General features: G+C 58.9%; 21 protein-coding genes. 7 read left to right on the forward strand and 14 right to left on the reverse strand.

The window, feature by feature from the left end; translation table 11 throughout:
• The first annotated feature begins 33 nt into the window (after positions 1-33).
• From AC09SL_RS07935 to AC09SL_RS07945, 3 genes are all read left to right on the forward strand, one after another.
• Positions 34-402, forward strand: a complete 369-nt coding sequence (locus AC09SL_RS07935) for a CrcB family protein (RefSeq protein WP_413468821.1) — start codon at positions 34-36, stop codon at positions 400-402.
• Positions 403-775: 373 nt separating this feature from the next.
• Positions 776-1,336 (forward strand): DUF6630 family protein, encoded by a 561-nt coding sequence (locus tag AC09SL_RS07940; RefSeq protein ID WP_058542984.1) that lies wholly within the window; start codon positions 776-778, stop codon positions 1,334-1,336.
• Between the two features lie 97 nt (positions 1,337-1,433).
• On the forward strand, positions 1,434-3,200 hold the full coding sequence (locus AC09SL_RS07945) for a S8/S53 family peptidase (protein ID WP_058542985.1): 1,767 nt from the start codon (positions 1,434-1,436) through the stop codon (positions 3,198-3,200).
• A gap of 14 nt (positions 3,201-3,214) precedes the next feature.
• On the opposite strand, the gene AC09SL_RS07950 is transcribed toward AC09SL_RS07945, so the two are convergent.
• The 3 genes from AC09SL_RS07950 to AC09SL_RS07960 form a co-directional block, all read right to left on the reverse strand.
• Positions 3,215-3,928 carry a class I SAM-dependent methyltransferase gene (locus AC09SL_RS07950; protein ID WP_058542986.1) on the reverse strand — a complete coding sequence of 238 codons (714 nt, stop codon included), beginning with the start codon at positions 3,926-3,928 and terminating at the stop codon, positions 3,215-3,217.
• A gap of 112 nt (positions 3,929-4,040) precedes the next feature.
• Positions 4,041-4,577 (reverse strand): dihydrofolate reductase family protein, encoded by a 537-nt coding sequence (locus AC09SL_RS07955; protein WP_058542987.1) that lies wholly within the window; start codon positions 4,575-4,577, stop codon positions 4,041-4,043.
• Positions 4,578-4,699: 122 nt separating this feature from the next.
• Positions 4,700-5,338, reverse strand: a complete 639-nt coding sequence (locus tag AC09SL_RS07960; RefSeq protein ID WP_003201256.1) for a hydrolase — start codon at positions 5,336-5,338, stop codon at positions 4,700-4,702.
• A gap of 163 nt (positions 5,339-5,501) precedes the next feature.
• Here AC09SL_RS07960 and AC09SL_RS07965 point away from each other — a divergent pair, with 163 nt between their 5' ends.
• Entirely contained in the window at positions 5,502-6,398 is an 897-nt protein-coding gene (locus tag AC09SL_RS07965) for a LysR family transcriptional regulator (protein ID WP_003201254.1), read from the forward strand.
• Positions 6,399-6,583: 185 nt separating this feature from the next.
• Here the strand turns inward: AC09SL_RS07965 and AC09SL_RS07970 are convergent, their stop codons facing one another.
• The 3 genes from AC09SL_RS07970 to AC09SL_RS07980 all read right to left on the reverse strand — a co-directional run bounded on the left by AC09SL_RS07970 (position 6,584) and on the right by AC09SL_RS07980 (position 9,895).
• Positions 6,584-7,045 (reverse strand): GNAT family N-acetyltransferase, encoded by a 462-nt coding sequence (locus AC09SL_RS07970; protein ID WP_058542988.1) that lies wholly within the window; start codon positions 7,043-7,045, stop codon positions 6,584-6,586.
• A gap of 267 nt (positions 7,046-7,312) precedes the next feature.
• On the reverse strand, positions 7,313-8,641 hold the full coding sequence (gene tssI / locus AC09SL_RS07975; RefSeq protein ID WP_058542989.1) for a type VI secretion system tip protein TssI/VgrG: 1,329 nt from the start codon (positions 8,639-8,641) through the stop codon (positions 7,313-7,315).
• Positions 8,642-8,791: 150 nt separating this feature from the next.
• Positions 8,792-9,895, reverse strand: a complete 1,104-nt coding sequence (locus tag AC09SL_RS07980; RefSeq protein ID WP_058542990.1) for a polyamine ABC transporter substrate-binding protein — start codon at positions 9,893-9,895, stop codon at positions 8,792-8,794.
• 138 nt (positions 9,896-10,033) lie between these two features.
• Here AC09SL_RS07980 and AC09SL_RS07985 point away from each other — a divergent pair, with 138 nt between their 5' ends.
• A complete protein-coding gene (locus AC09SL_RS07985; RefSeq protein ID WP_058542991.1) occupies positions 10,034-10,825 on the forward strand; it encodes a response regulator transcription factor in 792 nt (263 codons plus the stop codon).
• Between the two features lie 28 nt (positions 10,826-10,853).
• Here the strand turns inward: AC09SL_RS07985 and argC are convergent, their stop codons facing one another.
• A complete protein-coding gene (argC, locus tag AC09SL_RS07990; protein WP_058542992.1) occupies positions 10,854-11,783 on the reverse strand; it encodes an N-acetyl-gamma-glutamyl-phosphate reductase in 930 nt (309 codons plus the stop codon).
• A 113-nt stretch (positions 11,784-11,896) separates the two neighbouring features.
• On the opposite strand from argC, the gene AC09SL_RS07995 reads away from it, so the two are divergent.
• Both AC09SL_RS07995 and AC09SL_RS08000 read left to right on the forward strand, forming a co-directional pair.
• Positions 11,897-12,781: a LysR family transcriptional regulator gene (locus AC09SL_RS07995; protein WP_058542993.1), complete on the forward strand. Its 885-nt coding sequence runs from the start codon at positions 11,897-11,899 to the stop codon at positions 12,779-12,781.
• A 123-nt stretch (positions 12,782-12,904) separates the two neighbouring features.
• A complete protein-coding gene (locus AC09SL_RS08000) occupies positions 12,905-14,764 on the forward strand; it encodes an ABC transporter ATP-binding protein (protein ID WP_058542994.1) in 1,860 nt (619 codons plus the stop codon).
• Positions 14,765-14,878: 114 nt separating this feature from the next.
• Here the strand turns inward: AC09SL_RS08000 and AC09SL_RS08005 are convergent, their stop codons facing one another.
• The 7 genes from AC09SL_RS08005 to AC09SL_RS08035 form a co-directional block, all read right to left on the reverse strand.
• Complete coding sequence (locus tag AC09SL_RS08005; protein ID WP_013693177.1) at positions 14,879-15,220, reverse strand: DUF6124 family protein; 342 nt, start codon at positions 15,218-15,220, stop codon at positions 14,879-14,881.
• A gap of 448 nt (positions 15,221-15,668) precedes the next feature.
• On the reverse strand, positions 15,669-16,187 hold the full coding sequence (locus AC09SL_RS08010) for a hypothetical protein (RefSeq protein WP_058542995.1): 519 nt from the start codon (positions 16,185-16,187) through the stop codon (positions 15,669-15,671).
• A gap of 181 nt (positions 16,188-16,368) precedes the next feature.
• A complete protein-coding gene (locus AC09SL_RS08015) occupies positions 16,369-16,812 on the reverse strand; it encodes an HIT family protein (protein WP_058542996.1) in 444 nt (147 codons plus the stop codon).
• A gap of 172 nt (positions 16,813-16,984) precedes the next feature.
• Positions 16,985-17,386 carry a response regulator gene (locus tag AC09SL_RS08020; protein ID WP_058542997.1) on the reverse strand — a complete coding sequence of 134 codons (402 nt, stop codon included), beginning with the start codon at positions 17,384-17,386 and terminating at the stop codon, positions 16,985-16,987.
• A complete protein-coding gene (locus AC09SL_RS08025) occupies positions 17,383-19,566 on the reverse strand; it encodes a PAS domain-containing sensor histidine kinase (RefSeq protein WP_058542998.1) in 2,184 nt (727 codons plus the stop codon). Before AC09SL_RS08025 ends, AC09SL_RS08020 begins: the two co-directional genes overlap by 4 nt.
• A 188-nt stretch (positions 19,567-19,754) precedes the next feature.
• Positions 19,755-20,585 carry an amidohydrolase family protein gene (locus tag AC09SL_RS08030; RefSeq protein WP_058542999.1) on the reverse strand — a complete coding sequence of 277 codons (831 nt, stop codon included), beginning with the start codon at positions 20,583-20,585 and terminating at the stop codon, positions 19,755-19,757.
• A 27-nt stretch (positions 20,586-20,612) separates the two neighbouring features.
• A complete protein-coding gene (locus AC09SL_RS08035; protein WP_058543000.1) occupies positions 20,613-21,902 on the reverse strand; it encodes an MFS transporter in 1,290 nt (429 codons plus the stop codon).
• Positions 21,903-21,992 lie beyond the last annotated feature (90 nt).

The raw sequence follows: 21,992 nt of genomic DNA on the forward strand, positions 1-21,992 counted from the left end.
GCAAGGAGTTCGGTAACGTTGGTGAGAACATTAGTGGCCATCACCATAAGCGCATCGCTCGGAGGGTGGTTACGCAGTATTTTGGGGGCGAAGCTCAAGAGCTTGTTTCCAAGCATGCCCGCCGGAACGCTCGTAGCGAATTTAGCCGGTGGGTACTTCATTGGCCTGGCCATCGGCTTCTGGGCGGATTCACCGCTTCTCTTCCCTCGCTGGCACCTTGCGATCATCACAAGCTTTTGCATAGGGCTTGCTATCTTCTCGATCGCCTCGGCAGGATCGGCCTCGTTAAGCCAAAAAGAACGGTTCATTCCCGCAATTGGGGCTATCTCGCTTCATGTCATAAGCGTGCTTGTTATGACTGCGCTGGGAGCGCTCACCTTCCAGTGGATAAACGACGTCTAGAAAAGATTTGACCATAGGTTGGCATGACATTTGGCTATGTGATTGGTATGCGTCCGGCCAACCATCGTGACACCGAGGGAGATTGAGGAGTTACTCCCGCATAAGTGGTCGGCCGTTTAACCACGCAAGGTGTGTTGGGCTAAGATACGAACCTCGTCCATAGTCGCTTGGATTTTTCTTACAAAATCTAAGATTGCGTCTGCCGTCGCCTGGCTAACCCGCTACCACTTGCCGCGAACGCGACAGTAACCGCCTTTGGCGCCCCCAGCTACGATCACCTCTTAGGTCATAGCCGGCGAGCGAGCTCAGGGCTGCGTTAGCGTTGGGATCTGGAAGGTGTGTTCGCCGGACAACTACGACTTAAGGAAAGGAAATGTGCATTCTTGATCGCTTGTTCGGCGGCCGCTTTACGCTACCGCCACCGGAGGAAACGACTGTCAGCGACGCGGCGATCATGCGGGAGCTGCATCCCTATCGCTCCGGGCTCAAGGCATTTGCTCAGGCCATATTGGCCCGCATGCCGGAAGACGAGCGCGCCAGGCTGGTCAGGCGCGTGCTGCGCATTTACGGCTCGGGCCAGGAGCCAGCCTCGGCGCTGGTGGAAGGACTGCTGGATACAGACCGGGGCCAGAAGCTCGAACACTTGGCTTTGCTCGGCGTCGACTGGAAAGGCTTTGATGGTTTCGAATACCTGGCGCCCTACCTGGTTAGCGCCAGCGGGGTGAAAGAGGCCTATCGGCACGAGGGCACGCTATCGATGTCGCAGACGCTGGCCAGTTTTGATCAGTGGCTGACGGCGTTCGACAAACGCTACCTGCACCTGGACTCCGGTGGCGACGAATATGTGGGGTTCATCGCCGACGCCAAGCAGGTTGAAGCCATGATCGAACTCGCGCGGCAAGCAGGTATTGAAGTGCGCCTCGATAGCTTCTGAACGAAGAGGCGTCATCGCTGGGTAGCGTTATTGCGCTGAACGAAGCGAGCAACGCAACAGTCGGAGCAACAAGACCCTCGGCAAAGAAACCTGGCCCATGCCCCTGCGATCCACTGCCCTCGCTACGTTGTTCACTTTGGCTGCCAGCACGGCGGCCGCTGTGCCTGAACCGCTGCGCCTGGAAAGCCTGAAACGCTGCGGCGGCCTGCTGCAAAGCCAGCAGCAGGACTGGTGCCTGACCGTACGCGGACTGGGCAACGCAACGCCGCAACTGAAGCTGGGCACGAAAGCAATATCGGCAGACACGGTCCAGCGTGAAGGGAACAACCTGCGCTTGCGCCTGGACAACGCCGAGTACCAGAGCGGCCCGCTCTGGCTGCAAGACGGCCCACGCGCCAGCAATGCCGCCTGGCTGACCTTGCGCAACAGTCACGTACTGGCCGCCGGAGCGGACGAAGTAGCGAAGAACATGGATGGCCTGAACACCTACGTCGACCTGGTCAGTGTGCTGATCGAGGAAGACCGTGATGGCCGCCAGGAAGCCGAGCGCCTGGCCCGCAAGTACGGGGCAACGGTGGTCGGCAGCATCGCGCCGCTGAACCTGTATCAACTTCGCCTGCCGGCCAAGGACTTGGTGCAGCGTGACGCCCTGGTGCTGCGCCTGGGCAGCGAAACCAGCGTGGACACCGTGGTCATCGAAGAGTCCTCGGCCGAAGAAACCGAACAGGCCGCCGCCCATACTGAAGAACCGAAGAAGCCAGCCCTGGACTCCGATGAGTGGGCCGCGAATCGCTTTCTCGACGCGGTGAATTATTACCAACGACGCATCTCCGGACGACAGCCGCCCATCCAGCCGCAACCGGTGCGCATCGGCCTGATCGAGCGCGATGTCGATTTCGACACGACGGATTTCGCAGACTACCTCGGCGCCTGCTCACCACCCCGCACCTGCGTCTACGCCCGCGATGCAGACAAGCCGGACAACCACGGCACAACCGTCGCCGGCATCCTCGCCGCACGCTGGGACGACAGCGGCAACACTGGTTTTCTCCGAGGCCTGGACAAGGCCAGTGGCGGCTTCGAAGTTATCGTCGAGCGCAATTCCGATGCCGGGATCACCGCCAACATTGCCGCCTCGGTCAACCTCGTGGAGGACGGTGTGCGCGTGCTCAACTGGAGCTGGGGCATCCACCGCGTCGGCGCCAAAGACATCAAGGGCGATGACGTCGACTCGCTGCTGCGCTCGGGCATCGCCATGGGCGGGTACGAGGAACTGCTGGAGGAGTTCTTCCTCTGGCTGCGCAAGGAACATCCCGACGTCATCGTGGTGAACTCCGCCGGCAATGGATCTTCGTTCTCGGGCAGCGACGAATACCGCCTGCCCTCCTCCTTCATCACCGAACAATTGCTGGTGGTCGGCGGGCACCAGCGCAGTGAGCGCACCGGCGTCGCCGTCGACGACCCGGCCTATGCAGTCAAGCGCAGTTCTTCGAACATCGACATGCGCGTCGACATCACCGCCGCCGCTTGCGCCCACGCTTCGACGACCAACGCCGGCCAGGACAGCGCGGTGCATTGCGGCACGTCCTACGCCACGCCCATGGTCGCAGGCCTGCTGGCGGCAATGCTGTCCATCAACCCGCAACTGCAACCCGAGCAACTGCGCATGCTGCTACGCCGCAGCGCCATGACCATCGGTGACAATCACGACTTCGAACAGATGGACGCCGAAGACCTCACTGCGCCCATCCTGCCATCGGAGCGCCGCTACCAACTCAACGACAAAGACGTCGGCCGCTCCGCGCGGCTGGACATGCAAAAAGCCCTGGACCTGGCCGCACAAAGCCGCGACCGCGTGCGTTGAAAGTCAAGGCACGTCTAACTCAAGACGATGTCTGCCTTGCGCGGGCAAAACCATCCATGCATCAGGCCCGCCTGGTAGAACTGAACCGGAGCCTCGAATCCAGCAGTCTCGATGAGACCGGCGACCTGCTGTGTCGGCAGGATAGCCACGTCCCGGGCGTAGGCGGCACGAGCCCTGACCAGCATTTGCGGCTGTACACCGGCAGAGGACATCAGCGTCATCCAGTTGCGCAGTAGTGCCTCATAGGCTGGTGATTCGGTGTCAGCAGCGAGGTCGGTGTTTGCCAATATTCCCCCCGGCTTAAGCCGGCGGGCGATCTCATGGAAGAACGCTATACGGGCTTGTGGCTCGAGCAAAAACTGAGAAACCAGAAAACAGGTAGCGCCGTCGTGGTCAGGCTCGGCAGGCAGCGCGTCAAGGTAACCTTGGTGAAAGCTGCAACGCGAGAGGAAGCCTTCTTGTACCGCTTTCTGCCGGCAGACATCGAGCATGGCGCCCGAGGGGTCAACGGCGGTGAAATGCCAGCAGGGGTTATGCTTGGCCAGGTGGGCCAGCTCCGCACCGGTGCCTACGCCGACACAGAGTATCCGGGCATCTTCCGGTAAGTCAGCGAACACGGCGTCGAGCAGGGTGTACAGGGCGTCACGAATAGACGCCATTCCCGCCCATTGTTTGTCGTAGCCGGCGGCCTGCTGGTCGAATAGGGCCTTGAGTTCTTCATTGCGCATGGAGAGCACCTTCCTTTGCGTCGTGATGGGATGAAGCCGCAATGGATGCGGCTACGCTTTGAGTATCCCAGGGCTGTCAAGCCCTACCGGTTGTGTGGCATTGAGTCACCAGTCATGGAACCAGTCGGTAAGTGGACTGCACCAGCCCCGAAGGAAAACTGCGGCTGGATACCAGTTTCAAATCCACATCCCGCTCAAGCCCACCGAACAACGGCCGCCCCGAGCCGATCAATACAGGAACGGTGGTGATCACCATATCGGTGACCAACCCCTCGCGCAGGAACGACTGCACCACCCGCCCACCATCCACATAGACGCGCTGCACGCCTTGGCTCGCCAGCTCAGCCATCAAATCCTTGGGGGCCAGATCGGAGAAACGCAGCTTGCCCTTCAACGCCTCGGGCACTGGCGAACCGGCCAACTGCTCGGACAACACCACCACGGGCCGGTCGTAGAACCAGGTGTCGAAGGTCCGCACCTTTTCATAGCTCCCGCGCCCCATCACGATCACGTCCTTGTCGGCGATGAAGGCTGAATAGCCGTGGTCTTCGGATGGGTCGTCACGTTGTAGAAGCCAGTCGATGTCACCGTCGGGGCGAGCGATGAAGCCATCCAGGCTGGTGGCGATGAAGACGTGGGCGGTGGGCATTTTTGAGGGTTCCTTGTTGTTTTACTTGAGCACCAATGCAAGACCATCAACGCCGATTATGGAAATGAAAATAGCGGCCGCATTCGCGAACGCCACTTTCATCACGTATCAGTCAGGCGTTCTTAGCGCGTGCCTCCATGGGCCTTTTCGGCGTTGAAACCATCGAAGTTATCGAAGACACCCATGAAGCCGGGAACGGTCAACGCTCGCGCCCAGTCGCGCTGGAGTTCGCAGTACATCTGCACGCGGCTGATGAGCTTCGCGCCCGCCTGTTCCATTCGGCGCAACGCCGCCTCGTGCGCGGCCAGTGACGTGCCGCCGACCGCATCGACCGGCACATAGACTTCATAACCTTCCTGAATCGCGTCGAGTACCGGGAACGTCAGGCATGCTTCGGTCCAGAGCGCAGTCATGATGAGCTTCCTGCGGCCGATCGCTTTGACCGCCTGCTTGAACTCTGTGTCTTCCCAGCTGTTGATTGAGGTGCGGTCATAGGTTGGCAGATGGCCGAGCACGTCCTGCAGCTCCTGGATCGGTGGTTTGTTGCGGCCGGTCGCGACGTTGACGGTCGAGTGAATAATCGGAAGATTGTAATTGACCGCCGCCTTGGCGACGCTCGTTATGTTGAAGACGAGCTCGTCACGGGACATCGAGCGAATCGAGGAGACCTGGATCGGCTGGTAGTCGATGATGATCAATGCCGAGTTCTCGGGGGACAGGAGTTGGTCGGTCTGCGGGTTGCGGATATTCTCGCTTGCCATTGGCAAATCCTTTTATGGGTAATCCACGCTTGTCGGAGAAATGATTTTCCGGGAGACATGCACCAGCGGCGACGTTGCCCGGAAGCAGCATTGTGCTGTTCCCCTATTCGGTGCAGTAGTAGCATTGCGAGGCGAGCTGTGTCGCAAAATGGGGAACGCTGGAATGGACATTGAAGAGCTGCAGACCTTCGTCGAAGTGGCTGATGCGGGGGGCATTTCACCTGCCGCGCTTCGGCTTGGCGTGTCCAAATCGATCGTCAGTCGCAGGCTCGTTCGGCTTGAAACGGAACTTGGCGTCCAGCTGCTTGCACGATCCACACGCGGGGCGGCTCTCACAGAAGCCGGGGCTACGTTCCGCGACTACGCCGCCAGAGTCTGCGCCGAGATCGACATAGCCAAGGAAACGATCCTGCCCGCCGGAGCCCTTCGTGGCCGTTTGCGAGTCGCCGTACCACTCTCTTTCGGCCCGACGCATTTCGCGCCCGTGCTCGCGGAAATGGCACGACGCCACCCCCAGCTTCATATCCAGACCTGCTACAGCGATCGTTTCGTTGACCTCATCACGGAGGGTTACGATTGTGCGATACGGGTTGGCTACCTTCAGGACTCCAACTTGATCGCAAGGCGCATCGGCCCGATCTATGGGAAGCTCCTCGCCAGTCCGGACTACATCAAGGCGCACGGATCACCTGAGACGCCGGAGGAGATTGTCGCCCATCAGGCCCTGATGCAGAGCACCGAAGCCTGGCAATTCATGGATGGGGACAAGATCATCACGGTTCGTCCGCAGGGCCGCTTCAAGGCCGACAACGGCATCGCGTTAGTCGCTGCGGCAACAGCAGGCCTTGGGATCGCTTACCTGCCCGATTGCCTCACCTTTGAACATGTGGCCTCGGGGGCACTGGTGCCGATCATGACGCGTCATCCACCGCCCCCGGCAGGTGCCTATGTCATCCGCCCTTCAGGCCAGCATCCCGCACGCAAGATACGGGTCCTCACCGAACTCCTGATCGAGTACTTCGGCGACTCTCCACACCTTGCGGCGCTGCCGCCGGTCTGAGGCATGACAGCGACCACAATGCTCGTCGTGACTCGACTCATCGAACAACCCGGTTCGTTGCATCAATGAGGTCTGCCTTGGCTCCGGCAGCGAGGGCGCTGAAGCGGGCATCCATGGCAATCGCGGCAGGCAGAAATCGGCCATGTGCAGTCAGTGGTTACCACGACTTTGATCTTGAAAAAGTGTCAACCCAAACGTTTTTCAAAGTAGACACGATCAAATCCATCCTCCGAGCGCCGCTGGACTTCGACGTAACCAAGTCGAGGATAAATTGACAGATTGTCGGTCATCTTCACATTCGTATAGAGACAAACACTACCAAAGCCCAAGCGCGTCGCCTGCGCCTCGCAAAATTGAATGAGTGCTTTGCCGATCCCTTTCCCACGACCTTCTTTGGACACGGCTACATTTTCGAGAAACATCTGCTGACCCACAGGAAAGAAGACGATGAAGCCTCGCAATTCGTCTTGTTCTCCGATTGAAAGGTGCACAAAACCGGCTGCGATCTGAGCACCGAAATCCGCTAACATCGGTGCAGGCTTTCGTCCTATTACCGAAACATACTGGGCATACGCTTTCTCGGCACAAGCACGCACTGCTACTTCATCGTCTGCAACTGCTTGGCGGATCATTTGTATTTCGCCCATGGTAAATCCTGACGAATGTCTGTGTGATGTCGGCTCGGGAAGACAGTAAAGGCACCCGACCGACGCTGCGATATGATCGTTTGTGGTCGCAGATTAACCCGCGCAGACCGCTCTGCGGTATAGGCAACCTCTTTGATGTGCGCCTATAGAGTGATCCGTAGCGAAGGCAGTTCGTAAGGTCACCAAAGTCGATTGCAGTCACTTGTGACTGGCAGCAATCGGCCAAAAACTGGCGCTCAGCAACATCAATGTAATGGTCTGTCCCCCTTAGCGACAACACAGACAACCGCTGACCACTGGCTGATCAGGTTCGTTCTCAAGAAATGTAACCACGACTTCCATGCCCGTCCGGGGCGGACCCATCTCACAACTCCAATCGGCGGCTTCCTTCAGCCAACAATGACTCTTGTCGTCAAATCTATCTTCGCGGTCCCAGGGGAACTTGACCTTGATCCGCCCGAAGCGCCGATCGCTCTGGATCCCCTCGCCTTCCAAAGCGACGACTACGGCGGTCTGGAGGCTTGGTACCTGAGGTTTCTTGTGAGCCAACGGCGGACGATAGGAAACATTCCACGGAAGAACGACAAAGCGGTTGCGGTAACCCTGATGAAAGTCATCGTCGTTCCCAGTGTTGTCACTGGCGACGTCCTCACCCAACACCTGTGGTTGCCGACCTTCGTGGATGACCTGGGTCAGTAGCCATCGGGTGTTCCACTCTTGGCGCGGATGGCCTGAGATTTCCAGCACGTGGCCGCTGACTAACCGAGTCTGGTCACTTTGCCCCTCGGCTTGTCGATAGGCCGCATGGCGGCGCTCCATAGTCCGAAGGCGTATCTGCTTGCCGTGCTCATGACCGGTGAAACGCTCCGGCCTGTCATCTTTTTCAATGTCCAGCTGTTGCTCGAAATCATAGTTGCGGTGCGAGATGCGCCTGGTGAGCTGTCCCAGACGCAGGTTGATGCGCTTGATCAATGGCTCGTTGGCCACCCTATCGCTCTCATGCCCATAAGCAGTGGGTTGGCCAATACTGGGAAAAACCGCCTGATCATCGCCAAAGACCAGCACGTGGCCATGAGCGCTATGCTGGAAGTGAAAGTGGATACCCTCTTCTTCGCACAAGCGCTGAATGAAGTGCAAATCCGTTTCGTCGTACTGGGTACAGTAGTCACGCTCGGGGTAGGTCGCCCCCAGATGAAACCGACAGGCGTCGCCCAGAATGCCGTGCTCTTGCAGTATCAACGCGACGATTTCCGGCACCGAGAACTGTTGATAGATCCTCTGGTTGATGCGGTGACGCAAGTAGGACAGGTGCGGTACGAGGGCCAGTTTGTAGCGCGTCAACCGCTGACCGTTGCTGCTTTGAGCGATGTGATAGACCCGTCCATGAATGCCGTTGCCCTTCGAGTCGAAGGTCAGAAAGGCCTCTACATCGAAGAGGCTTTCAAGATCCAGGTCAGACTGCTCGCTAACAAACTCCACGCTGAAGAGGTAAGGCTTGCTGATCGCCTCCTCTCCTGTGAACGCGAGCACTTGAAAACCTTGCTCAAAACCGTCGATGGTCAAACTGAAGTACGTTTGATTGGCTGGGCTGAACATCCGCTGTTCTCTTCTTACATAAGGCGGCGCAATGACCGGAAGACCCCGAGCACTACTGGGCTGATGGATTATAAGGTTCTCATCCACCCGCCCAGCATCCCTGTATATCGGCGTTTACGTCTTGCTTTCCAGACATACAATCAAGTCAGATCACACACCACTCTTCACTTTGGTCCAGATCCGCGTGCGGATTCGCTCCAATTTCAATGGCAGTGGCTCAAGTGGAATAAGTGTTGCGATCGTCTTTTTGTCTGGATAAACCCAAGGATTGTCTCGCAGCTTCTGCTCGACAAACTCAGCGGCATCTTTATTGGCGTTGGGATATAACGTGTGGTTTGAGGTCTTGGCAATAATTTCTGGCCGCAACATGTAATTAATGAACGCCATGCCCTCCGTGGGATGAGGGGCATCTTTTAGCAGGACCAGATTCTCCGACCAGGCCAGCGCGCCTTCGCGAGGTAGACTGTAGGCAATCTTGCGTCCAGTGTTGGCCTTCTCATTGATGGCCTGTGCAGCAAGGGCACCATTGGCCCACCCCACAACTGCACAAATATTGCCGTCAGCCAGGTCGGCGTCGATTCTGGACGAGTCGAAATAGAGGACATAAGGACGGATCTTTAACAGCAAGGCTTGGGCTTTCTGATAATCATCCGGGTTCTTGCTGTTGCTGGGAAGTCCAAGGTAATTCAAGGCAATCGAAACGATCTCACTGGGAGAGTCAAGCATTGCCACGCCGCACGACTGGAGCTTACTGATGTTCTCTTCTTTGAAGATCAGATCCCAGCTATTCACCGGAGCATCATCACCCAATGCCGCTTTGACTTTGTCAACGTCATAGCCAATGCCGGTAGTGCCCCACAAATAGGGCACGGCATAGCGGTTACCAGGATCATTGACCGCGAGCTGGGACAAGAGATCAGGATCGATGTGTGAAAAGTTACTCAGTTGATTACGATCCAATGGCTGAAGGACTCCCGCCTGGATCAGGCTGGGCAACACATTGGAGGTCGCCACAACCACGTCATACCCGGTGCGCCCGGCCATGACTTTGCTCTGCATGATTTCGGCGCTGTCGAACGCATCCATATGCACGCTCGTGCCAGTTTCCTGTTCAAACTCCTTTGGCGTCTCCGGCGCAAGCAACCCGAACCAGTTATACAGATACATCCCGGGCTCTACAGCCGCTACTGATGTGCTTATCCCTGCACAGAGAAGCGAGGCGGAAAAAATGGTTCGCAAATGTGACTTTCTCATGCAACATCCTTGTCAAGACGATATGCCCTCATGGCCATCGTAAACCCTGCCAGCGAATATACCGGGTGCTCGCGAATAGTAAATACCCACGAATACTTACCTTTGACCTGAGAATCCCTAACCCAAAAGGGGTAGAAAATGCCGTTTGACCTCCATAGCCTGGCTTGGCATCGATCGATTGGGAAGCTGATCATGCAGCTGAACCGTCCAGATTTCTGGAGTTCACTTGTTCGTACCTTAAATGAATATGTACAGATCGATAATTGGGTTGTATTGATTTTCAGCAATCAACAGGTACAGGTTGTTAGTCTTCCCGAGATAGCCGATGCGCAAGAGATTGACGCATTCACTCATCGCTATGTAAAAGGGCTTTATCTACTCGATCCATTTTATATAGCCAACCGAGAGAATCCACAGAGCGGTTTCTTTCATCTACTGGATATTGCACCAGAGTACTTTCTTGAAACCGAGTACTACCATCAGTACTTTGCACAATACATCTCCATGGATGAGGCACAGTACAATGTCCAACTCGACCGCGACAGAACGTTGTGCATTTCCATCGGCAGCAAAGTTCACTTTAGCCAAGAACAAATAACCCTGCTTGACATCATCAAGCCTTGGGTAACTGCCTTGATGCATCAGCGCATGGGTTTTGAAAATGACGTAGAGAAAACCCTGACTGAGCCGCCTCTGTGGCCGGAAACGGTCAATCAGCTTGGCACACAAATAACAGCACGCGAGAGTGACGTACTTCGCTTATTACTCAGCGGCTTCTCCAATAAGGAGATAGCCGGAAAGCTGTCCCTCTCGGCGGAGACCATAAAAGTTCACCGCCGCAATATTTACGCAAAATTAAACATCAAGTCACAATCCGAGCTGTTTGCTCGATTCTTCATGCCCAGACAGCATGTTCCCGCTACCCATTAAGGCCAGGGCATCGGGCTGATTTGTGCGGTCATGCGCCTGCAAGCATCAAGTTCAGATTCTGCACGGCCGCGCCAGCAGCACCCTTCCCAAGATTGTCAAACACCGCAGCCAGCAAAACCTGCCCGGTCTCGTCATTCTCGAACACCGACAATCGCAAATCATCTGTCCCGTTAAGCGCTTGAGGATCAAGGGACGTCAGCTCTTTTGATTCCCGCATCGGCATCACCTGTACATGGCGCGCATCGGCATAGTGCTGCATCAAACACGCATGCAACTGCACCGCGCTCACGCCGGGCGCCAGCAATCGGGTGTGCAAGGGTATGGTCAGCACAATCCCCTGCCTAAAAGCGCCATAGGCCGGTACGAACATCGGCCGCTCCGTCAGTCCACTTTGCTGCTGAATCTCCGGAATATGCTTGTGTGCCAGCCCCAGCCCATAGACCTGAAACGCCGACACCTGTGCTGCGCCTGCTCCCTCATGCTCTTGCACGCCGACGCGCCCTTTTCCGGAATAACCCGACACGGCATGAATGTTCAGCGGGTAATCCCTGGGCACCAATCCGGCCTCCAGCAATGGGCGCAGCAACCCTATCGCCCCCGTTGGATAGCAGCCGGGATTGCTGACCCGCCGCGCCGCGGCGATGCGTTGGGCCTGTTGCGGGTTCATCTCTGCGAAACCATAGGTCCAGTCTGGATCGGTACGGTGCGCCGAACTCGCATCGATCACCCGAACGGCGGAGTTTTCGATGGTCGCTACCGCGTCGCGTGCGGCTTGGTCGGGCAAGCAGAGAATCGCGATGTCGCAGTGGTTGATGGCTTCGGCGCGACGTTGCGGGTCCTTGCGATGTTCGGGATTGAGTGTGAAAAGCCGAAGATCGCTGCGCTCGCGCAGACGTTGATGGATTTGCAGCCCGGTGGTGCCTTGGTCGCCATCGATGAATACAAGGGGACTTGCCATGGAATGCTCTCGGACATTGGAAATCAGGAGCCCAATCTTCAGCGAACCTCTAAGATAGGAAAAGTTGAATTTATAAACGATAAAATTCAGTTTTTCTGAACAAGGAATCTCTCATGCGCGAAATCAGCCTCGACCGTCTGCGCACCTTGGTAGCGATTGCCGACCTGGGTTCGTTTGCCGAAGCGGCCCGCGTGCTGCACCTTGCGCCGCCCACCGTCAGTCTGCATATCGCCGACCTTGAGTCACGTGTGGGCGGCAAGCTGTTGTCGCGCACACGTGGGCGCGTTCAGCCTTCAGCAATCGGGAACACACTGGTGGAACGCGCGCGGCGCCTATTGGCAGACGCAGAGCAGGCGCTTGAAGACGTGGAACGTCAAGTACAGGGATTGGCCGGGCGTGTGCGCCTGGGCGCCTCCACAGGGGCCATCGCACAGTTGCTGCCGCATGCGTTGGAGACATTGAGCCAACGCCACCCCGCGATCGATGTACAAGTCGCGGTGCTCACCTCCCAGGAAACCTTGAAGAAGCTCGCCGAGGGCTCTTTGGAGGTTGGTTTGGTCGCGCTGCCGCAGTCTCCGGTGAAGGGCTTGCGGATCGAGCCGTGGCGACGTGACCCAGTCATGGCCTTCCTGCCGGCTCGCTGGGAGTCCCCGCAGGTTGTGACCCCCGACTGGCTGTGCGCTCAACCATTGATTTTGAATGACGCCACCACGCGCCTTTCGCGCTTGACTGCGGAGTGGTTCGCCAGCGATGGGCAGCAGCCTGCGCCGCGTATCCAACTGAACTACAACGACGCGATCAAAAGCTTGGTGGCGGCAGGATATGGTGCGACGTTGTTGCCCCATGAGGCGGCCACGCCATTGCTCGATAACAGGATCATCATGCGGCCATTGAAGCCCTTATTGTGGCGTCAACTGGGGATTGCACACCGCAGCCAGGACATCGAACGACCTACGCAACATGTGCTGGATGTGTTGTGGGAGTTGAGTGCGGAGTGAGTCGTCGTGGGTGCTGCGAAGGGCAAAGGAAAGGCGCCCACGCCTTCGGGCCACAACGTCATATAACCCTCAAAGCCACCTTTAAATGGCAGAATCTCCCAATTGATCGTTTTGGAGAGCACCATGCTTCGCGTGTTTGAACAAAGACTCGACCCCTTCCCACCCGACGAGGTACCGCCGCCACCCGAAGGCCTGGCACGGTTTCTGTGGGCCTGCACACGGGGCGCCCGCGGTTACATCCTTGCGTTTGCGCTGCTCAGCGCCGGTGTGTCGATCTACGAAGCCTGGCTGTTTTCCTTCCTCGGTCAGGTCGTGGATCTGCTCTCGACCTGGCAAGCCGGTGGTGAGGCGGCGGCGCAGGAAAGTCGCGTGCTGTGGGGCATGGGCATCGTCATGGTGGCCAGCATCGGGCTGGTGGCGTTGCGCACCATGGTTCAACACCAGGTATTGGCGATCAATCTGCCGCTGCGGCTGCGTTGGGATTTTCACCGCCTGATGCTGCGGCAAAGCCTGTCGTTTTTTTCCGATGAGTTCTCCGGCCGGGTCACCACCAAGGTGATGCAGACTGCGCTGGCCGTGCGTGACGTGCTGTTCACCCTGATCGAGATCGCCCCCGGGATCGGCGTGTATTTCATTGCGATCATCGCATTGGCCGGCGGCTTCGCCCTGAAACTGATGCTGCCTTTCCTTGCCTGGATCCTGTTGTTCGGGCTGGCCATGGTCTACTTCGTGCCCCGCCTGGGCAAAGTCGGACAGGAACAGGCCCATGCGCGCTCCTCGATGACCGGACGTATCTCGGACGCCTACACCAACATCACGACCGTGAAGCTGTTCTCCCATTCCAACCGTGAAGCGCACTTCGCGCGCGCGGCCATGGAGGACTTCAAGCAGACCGGCTTTCGCCAGATGCGCCTGGTCAGCCAGTTCGAAATCGTCAACCAAGCGCTGGTGGTGGGGTTGATCATGGCTGCAGGCGGTTATGCGCTGTGGCTGTGGCACCAGGGCGACGTCGGCGCCGGTGCCGTGGCGGCGATTACCGCCATGGCGTTGCGTATCAACGGCATGTCGCACTGGATCATGTGGCAAATGACCTCGCTGTTCGAGAGCATCGGCACCTTGCAGGACGGCATGGCCACCCTGACCCGCGGCCCCAAGGTGCAGGATGCGCCGGACGCCGGGGTGCTGGCGACCTCTGGCGGAGCGGTCACCTTCGACAATGTGAGCTTCAACTACAACGGTGAACGCCAGGTGCTCGATGGCTTGAGCCTGAACATTCGCCCGGGCGAGAAAATCGGCCTGGTAGGCCGCTCCGGCGCGGGCAAATCCACGCTCATCAACTTGCTGCTGCGTTTCTATGATGTCGACAGCGGGCAGATTCGCATTGACGGGCAGGACATTGCCCACGTGACGCAGGACAGCCTGCGCAGCGCCATCGGCATGGTCACCCAGGATACGTCCCTACTGCACCGCTCCATTCGCGACAACATCGCCTATGGCCGACCCGACGCGAGCGACGCACAAATCCGCCGTGCCGCGGCCAACGCCCAGGCCGATGAGTTCATCAGCCAACTGAGCGACCGCCAGGGTCACAGTGGCTACGACACCCTGGTGGGCGAGCGCGGCATCAAGCTGTCAGGCGGCCAGCGCCAGCGCATCGCGATTGCTCGTGTGATGCTCAAGAACGCCCCGATCCTGCTCCTCGACGAGGCGACCAGCGCCCTGGATTCGGAAGTCGAAGTGGCCATCCAGGAAAGCCTCGATGAAATGATGCAGGGTAAAACTGTCATCGCCATTGCTCATCGACTGTCCACGATTGCGGCGATGGATCGACTGATTGTCATGGATGATGGACGCATCATTGAACAGGGTACTCACGCTGAATTGCTCGCCAAGAACGGTATTTATGCGCGGCTGTGGCACCATCAGAGTGGTGGGTTCCTGGGTGAGGATCGGGGGGTGACGGAGGACATGGATCAGGTATGAGCGCTGAGCGCTTGGGGATGATCTGCAAGCGGGTGTTTTGGGTCGGAAGCTGCCCTGCTTCCGACCCGATTTATCTTGGAAAAATGGGGTCTATCCCACGCCAGTTACGAACGTCTATCTAGGGTCGATGACATCCAGCGCCCGGTTTGCCAATAGCTGACCCAACTCGATCAACTGTTGCAACCCTAGTGCAACATGCCGTCGAGAATCCTCCAGGTCGAACGCCAAATCGCCGGCCATGGCATTGGCGGAGGCCAAGGTTTCGCTGAGGTTGGCCAACAGGCTTTCAGCATCGACATCCTCCACGACGGTGAATAGCTGCTCCGGAGGTGGCTTCTTGTCAGGCTGGGCGGGCTTGGGGTTCAGATAGGAATCGATAACGCGTTCGGCGTTGGCGTCGGCTGCGATGTCCAGGTGCAGCGGTGGAACGGGTGGGTCGGGGATGAGTTTGTCCATATGGACCTCCTAACGTCAGTCAGATCCGCCACTGTTCGCGACTAAACGAAGTGGGGTGGCGGCTGTGCGCAGGTTAGTCGACCGGGACGTTAGGAAACCGGCGCACCCGAAAGTGCCCTGCGCACAGCCACCATAAAATCAGCGAGAAAACCGTAGCCTGACTTCAAGGAGACCTTGCGCCTAACGAAATACCGAGCGACTAAACCCGACCGCTGAATTGGCAGCGGTGAGCAAAGACTAGGCACCGAAATCAGCAGGCGCAAGAGGTTGGAATTTTCTAGGAAATGTCCTGCAAGTCAATGGGGAATATTCGCTCCGTCGATTCCTACAAACTCGTTTAACCGTCCCACCACCGAAACAGGTTGCAACGTTTGTCCAGCTCTAACGCCCTTTCCAGAGAGATCACAACTCCTATCGCAATCGCATAAATCCGATCAGGCGTACCGCTTTACTTGATCTCAACCAACCGCACTGCCTGTGACCCGTCCAGGGACAGGTGAATCACGGCGGCCCTGCTTGGGAAATTCGGCGCGTCCTCGTCGGTATTCTCCATCACGGGGATGTCGATCAGGGTCTGCTCTCCGGTCGGGTCGCTGACCAGCTTGGCATCGAGTTTGTCGATGGCCCGCCAGCTGTCGCCACCGATGCGCATCACGTCCAACAGGCTGTAGTGCGGCACACCTTCTTCGTTCTCTTCGGGCGTAAAGGCCGCCAGGTATTGGCTGTAGTTGTTGCCCATACCGAAACCCTCGATGGTGAAGACCGCAAGGGTGACCTGGCTGTCCTCACCGGTGTCCAGCGTCTGCACCAGCGTCGCTTCAGGATAGCCGGTGGCGTAGCTGTCCTTGATGAGCGCGACCAGGTGCCCGATCTGTTCTTCCAAGGCTTTCGGAACGGGTTTCGATTCAGCGGCGTGAGTCAGGGTGCAGGTGAAAAACAAGGCAGCGGTCAGCAGGCGCAATTTCATGAAAGTGAAGTCCGGGGTGTCGGGAGGTCTGCGCGCAATGGTAGCGGCTGCCAAGGGATTGGGTGGCGAACTGTTGTTGGGTTCTGTGGCGGGATTCACAACCTTGGACGTTGTGGCAAGGTTGTCGAGCATTTTGATGAGTGGGGCACGCCCTGTGCCCCTTACGGCGTCCTGCCCAGCGTCAGACTTCCGAGCGAATGCGCTCGACCAGACGCGCCTGGAGTGCTTCCAGCTCCTCGGGATCGGCCTTGCCCCTGCCATGTATACCGGGTGCTTCACCGTCCCAGCGAGGAATGATGTGCATGTGAATGTGGTAGACCGTTTGCCCGGCCACAGCACCATTGAACTGCGCGACCTGAACCCCGTCCGGCTGCAATTCGTCCACGATGATCCGCGTCAGGCGCTGCACGGCTGACATCATCGCGCCCAGGACCGCGGGCTCGACCTCGAGGATATTTCGCGCCTGGGAGGCTTTGGGGATGACCAGGACATGCCCGCGCGATTGGGGGAAAAGATCCAGGAAGGCCAACACGTCGGCGTCTTCGTAAATCTTGTAGCACGGCGCATCGCCGCGAAGGATCAGCGCAAAGATGTTCTGCGGATCGTAATGACCGTGGAGACTCATGATCACTCCTTGAATGGGCTTAGAGAGGTGGTGGACTGCCGGTAAGAGATTTAGCACAGTCAGAGGCCTACTTGAAGCCAAGCCCGCTCCCACAAGTTTTTCGAGCTGTTCATAACAGTCATGTCTGGCCTAACTCCCCTGTGGGAGCGGGCTTGCTCGCGATGGCGGCGGGTCAGTCGACATCGGTGCTGGATGCCAAGCCGCTTTCACGAGCCCCCATCAGCGTAACGGCAATTTTCTGCTGCAGCTCGCTTTGCGAAAACGGCTTGTGCAGGACCGGGCACCCGGCGTATTCGGCTGGCAGCCCGCTGGTGCCGTATCCGGTGCTGAACAGGAAGGGAATGTGGCGACCGCGAAGGATTTCGGCCACCGGAAAAACGCGCTCGCCAGCCAGGTTGACGTCGAGGATCGCCAGGTCAACCTGCACCGAGCCGGCCATGTCACGTGCTGCAGCGAGCCGGGCGACTGAGGCCACCACTTCGCATCCGAACGCCTCGAGCATGTCCTCGATCAACAGGGCAACCGCGCCTTCGTCCTCGACGAGCAGCACCCTGACGCCATCAAATGGGGTCATGCCCCGGTCACCCCAATCAGGAACGAAAAGCGGCAGCAAACACCTTGCGCAGCGTAGGTGAACTCGAACCTGCCGGCCAGGTCGCGCTCGATGCAACGCTGCATCAGGCGTGAACCCAGCCCTTCGCGCTCCGGCGGTGACACGGGCGGTCCTCCTTGTTCGCGCCAGTCGAGGGTCAGCAACGTTCCGTCCGCCTGGGCTTGCAGGTGCCAGGTGACGGCAAGCGTCCCGGTCTCGACCGACATCGCCCCATATTTCAGCGCATTGATCGCCAATTCATTGAGGGTCATCGTGAGGTTGAGCGCCACGCGGGTGCCGACGTCTACAGAAGGGCCTTCAATCACGAAGCGGCCTGGCTCAGGCCCAAACACCGGCTTGAGCACTTCGTGGGCCAGGGTATCGAGCGGCGTCTGCCCCCAATGCCGTTTCGTCAAGAGATCGTGTGCTCGTGACAACGCCAGGAGCCTTGCCTCGAAACGCCTGTAGCCGTCTTTGGCATCCTCTGCGTTGCGTGCCGTCTGGGCCGCCAGCGATTGCACCGTGGCCAGGGTGTTCTTGACCCGGTGATTGAGCTCATCGATCAACGTTTTCTGCCGATTTTCCGCCTGCTTTCGCTCGGAGATATCCACCAGCATGTTGATGGCGCCCACCAGGTTTCCATCGGCGTCATGCAAAGGCGTGGGATAAGGCGAGAACGGAACACGGCTGCCATCCGGCCGCTCTGCAACGGCCTCGGCGCCGCGTATCGGCCGGTTTTCCTTCAGGGCCACTGCCATGGGGCATTGGTCGTGGGGCAGGAAACTGCCATCGGTGTTGAACAGTTTCCAGGTCACGCACCACTGGTCGCCCAGCCGAGGTGTGCACCCGGACAGTTCGACAGCAGCACGGTTGAAAAAGGTGATACGCCCCTCGGCATCGGTGGTATAGACCGCGGCGGGCAATGCCTCGAGCAGGTTGCGCATGTGCCGCTCGCTTTCGCGGATCTGGTTTTCCATGCGTCGCGCCTGCGTGACGTCCTGGAGGATCCGCACGCCGTAGCGAAACGTTCCGTCGGCGGCCCTGACGGAAGAGCTGTGGATGTCCAGGTAAACGGTCTCGCCGCCAGGCTTGAAGGCACGCTTGCGTAGCACGTAATTGTCCAGCTCACCGGCCACTTGGCGCGCATAAAGGGCCGCATCCTCGTCGGTGCTGTCGCAGTGCGTATAGTCCAGGAAAGTCATGTTCAGCAACGCTTCGCGCGTGCGGCCCAGCATGTTGCAGAGGGCGTCGTTGACGCGCAGCAGACGACCTGCCGCATCGGACTCCGCGATGCCGATCGTCGCCGCTTCGTACGTCGCCGCCAGCCTGTCATCGCTTTCCTGGCGCGCTGTCTCGGCCGCGTGGACACAGGACATGTCCACCGTGAAACACCGCGTGTTGAACAGCTTGCCGTCCTCAAACCGTCCGTTGGAAGTGATGGTGACATGCTTGATCGAACCGTCCCTGGCCCTCAAGCGCGCAGGATAACCTTCGAGGCATTCACCGCCGCTCAACTTACCCAGAATGTCGCAGATCACCGGCTCATCGACATGAAAGTCGGTGATGTTGCGGCCAATATATTCTTCTGCCGGATACCCCAGCAGGGCCAGCTCTGCCTTGTTGGCGCGCAGGATGATGCCCTCGCCACTGACGATATGAAGGCCCACCGCGCTGTTTTCGAAAAAGTCTTCCAAGTCGGCACTCCTGCGCCGAAGCTCTTGGGCCATGGCGTGGTGCGCCGAGACGTCCTGGAAGCAGTTGATGGCCCCTTGGATGATTCCTTGATGGTCTTTCAGGGCCCGGATATTCACCAACGCCATGACCCGTGATCCGTCGGGACGCTCAATGAGCACTTCCTGATTGCGCGCCGCCGTTCCTTGCTCGAGCGCCGCGGCCATCGGACAGTCTTCAAAGGCAAGCGGGCTGCCGTCGGGCCGCAAAAGGCCATAAGAGCCGCAAAAACGGTCGCCGCCCTCCCCCAGTATTGGCGCACGCCCCCACAGTTTGGCCGCCTCGCTGTTGTAGCGAACCAGCCAGCCCTGGTGGTCACAGACGTAAACCGCACCAGGAAAGGCATCGAGCGCGTTCGCGCCCATCGCCAAAAGACTTTCGTAGTCGCTCGGCGTGCGCGTCCCCTGGGGAAACGCTTCAATATTGGACATTGCTCTTCCTCGATCCGCCTGGCTGAATGCGCCAGCTACACAACGACCCGGTCATACCCTGAGTCGCGATCCCGGCCCGTATAACTCCTTAAATATGCCGGCGCGGACTGTACATGCAGCTGCAATGGATTCTAGATCCCTATTCAACGGGCGAGTTCAGGAAAATTCGCCGCCACGGTACGTCGATCTCAAAATCTGAATAAGGCGCGTGGGGTCTCGACCATGAGCGCGCGCATCAGCGGCGCCGCCCCCTCCAAAGCCTGCCGCTGTTGAATTACCCTATCGAAACCAACGCTTGCCTCATGTTGTGTATGCGGCCAGTCACTACCCCACACCAGGCGATGGCGGCCAAAACTCTGTTCCAGCAAGGCCAGCGCGGTCCGGGCGAATGCCAGGTTCTGTTGATCCGTTCCCGCCAGGCGATAGATGCCGGAGATTTTCATCCATACGTGCCCACTGAGCCCCAGCGCCAGCAGCTCGGAAAAACCCGGTTGGTCGACGCCCAGGCGGGCGTCCGGGCGGCCAAAATGGTCGATCACCAACCGGACCTCAAACGGCATCAGCTGACGAATCAATCCTGGCAGTTGCTCCACCGGGGCGTGCAGTTCGAGGTGCCAGTCCAACTCGGCAAGATGCCCCAGAAAGGCTTTCCAGGCGGCTTCGCGAAAGTCGGGCATGGCCTTGCCCAGCAGATTAAGGCGAACACCGACCACGCCCAGCCGGGCCATGTCGTCCAGCTCGGCCCGGCTGACGTCTCGCTCCACCACCACGACCCCGCGCAATTGCTCCGGCGCCTGCCGCAATGCAGCCAGCAGGTAGCGGTTATCGGTGCCGAGGAAACTCGGCTGCACCAGCACGCCATGGCTCAAGCCGTGGGCGCGCAGGTGGCCCAGGTACTGGGCGAGCGTGGCGTCATAGCCAGGTGTGTAGCGCCGGCCAGCAGCCAGTTCCAGCGCACGGCTGAACACGTGGGCGTGGCAGTCAATGCCGGTGATCGGTGTAGAACAGGTATCAACCATGGGTTTCATCTATCGAAATAAGGGAAATCAGGCCCGGGCGCCCTGGCTGTCACTCTCTACCCCAGGCGCCGATGCAGCAGTGGCTTGCAGGCTGCGGCCGCGGGTCTCCGGCAGGCACAGCGCCGCGATCACCGCCACGCCGTAGGCAATCCCGGCGTCGATGCCGATGGCCGAGCCCAAGGACATGGAATCGCTCATGTGCCCGACCAGGAACGGGAACACCGCCGAGAGCACCCGGCCGAAGTTGTAGCAGAACCCCACGCCAGCGCCGCGCACATCCGCCGGGTACAACTCGTTGAAAAACGCCCCGAGGCTGGCCGGAATACCGGCCGCGAAGAAGCCGAGCGGGAACCCCAGGAACAGCATCTGGGTGTTGCTCAACGGCAGGAACACATAACACTGCACGGTCACCACGCAGCACAGCGCGAACAGCAGGATGTTTTTGCGCCGGCCAATGCGATCGATCAACAGGCCGCTGACCACGCAGCCGCACCAGAAGGCAAAGATGATCACCGCCAGGTAGCCGCCGGAGTTGAGCACCGACAGGTTGCGCTCGGTCTTGAGGAAGGTCGGCAGCCACGTCATCACCGCGTGGTAACCGCCGTGCGCCCCCAACCCCAACAGCCCGCCAAACAAGGTCACGCGCAGCAGCTCAGGGCGAAAGATACCGCCCAGGGATTTGAAGAAACTCTGCGGGATGACATTTTCCTTTTTCAGGCGCTGGAAACTGTCGGGTTCTTCGACGTTGCGCCGCACCCAAATGATCAGGAACGACGGCAGCAGGCCCACGATGAACATCACCCGCCAGGCCATGTCTTGCGGCACAAAGGAGTAGATCAGCGTGAAGACGCCGACCGCCAGCCCCCAACCCACCGCCCAGGCGCTTTGTACCGTGCCCATGACCTTGCCGCGGTACTTGGGGTTGATGGTCTCGGCCATCAGCACCGCACCGGCGGCCCATTCGCCGCCAATCCCGAAGCCCTGCAGCGCCTTGACGATCAACAGCGAGTGGAAACCGGTGACGAACGCCGACAGGAAGGTAAAGAACGAAAACCACAGGATCATCCACTGCAGCGTACGCACCCGACCGTAGCGGTCCGACAGCGTGCCGCCGACCCAACCGCCAAGGGCCGAAGTGACCAGGGTCACGCCGCTGACCAGCCCGGCATCGCCCTTGGTCAGGGCGAACGCGGCGATCAGCGCCGGTATCGCCAGGCCGAACATCTGTACTTCCAGGGCGTCGAGCGACCATCCGCCGAAACAGGCCCAAAACGTTTTACGCTCCCGCGCAGTGACTTGGCGATACCAACTGAACATGATTTTTATCCTTATAGGTGGAACGAAAGGCAGCCGAGAGCGAACCGCGCCGCTACAGGGCCAGTCATGGCAAACAAAACGATAAGGGCT

Source organism: Pseudomonas sp. PF05, assembly GCF_056521845.1.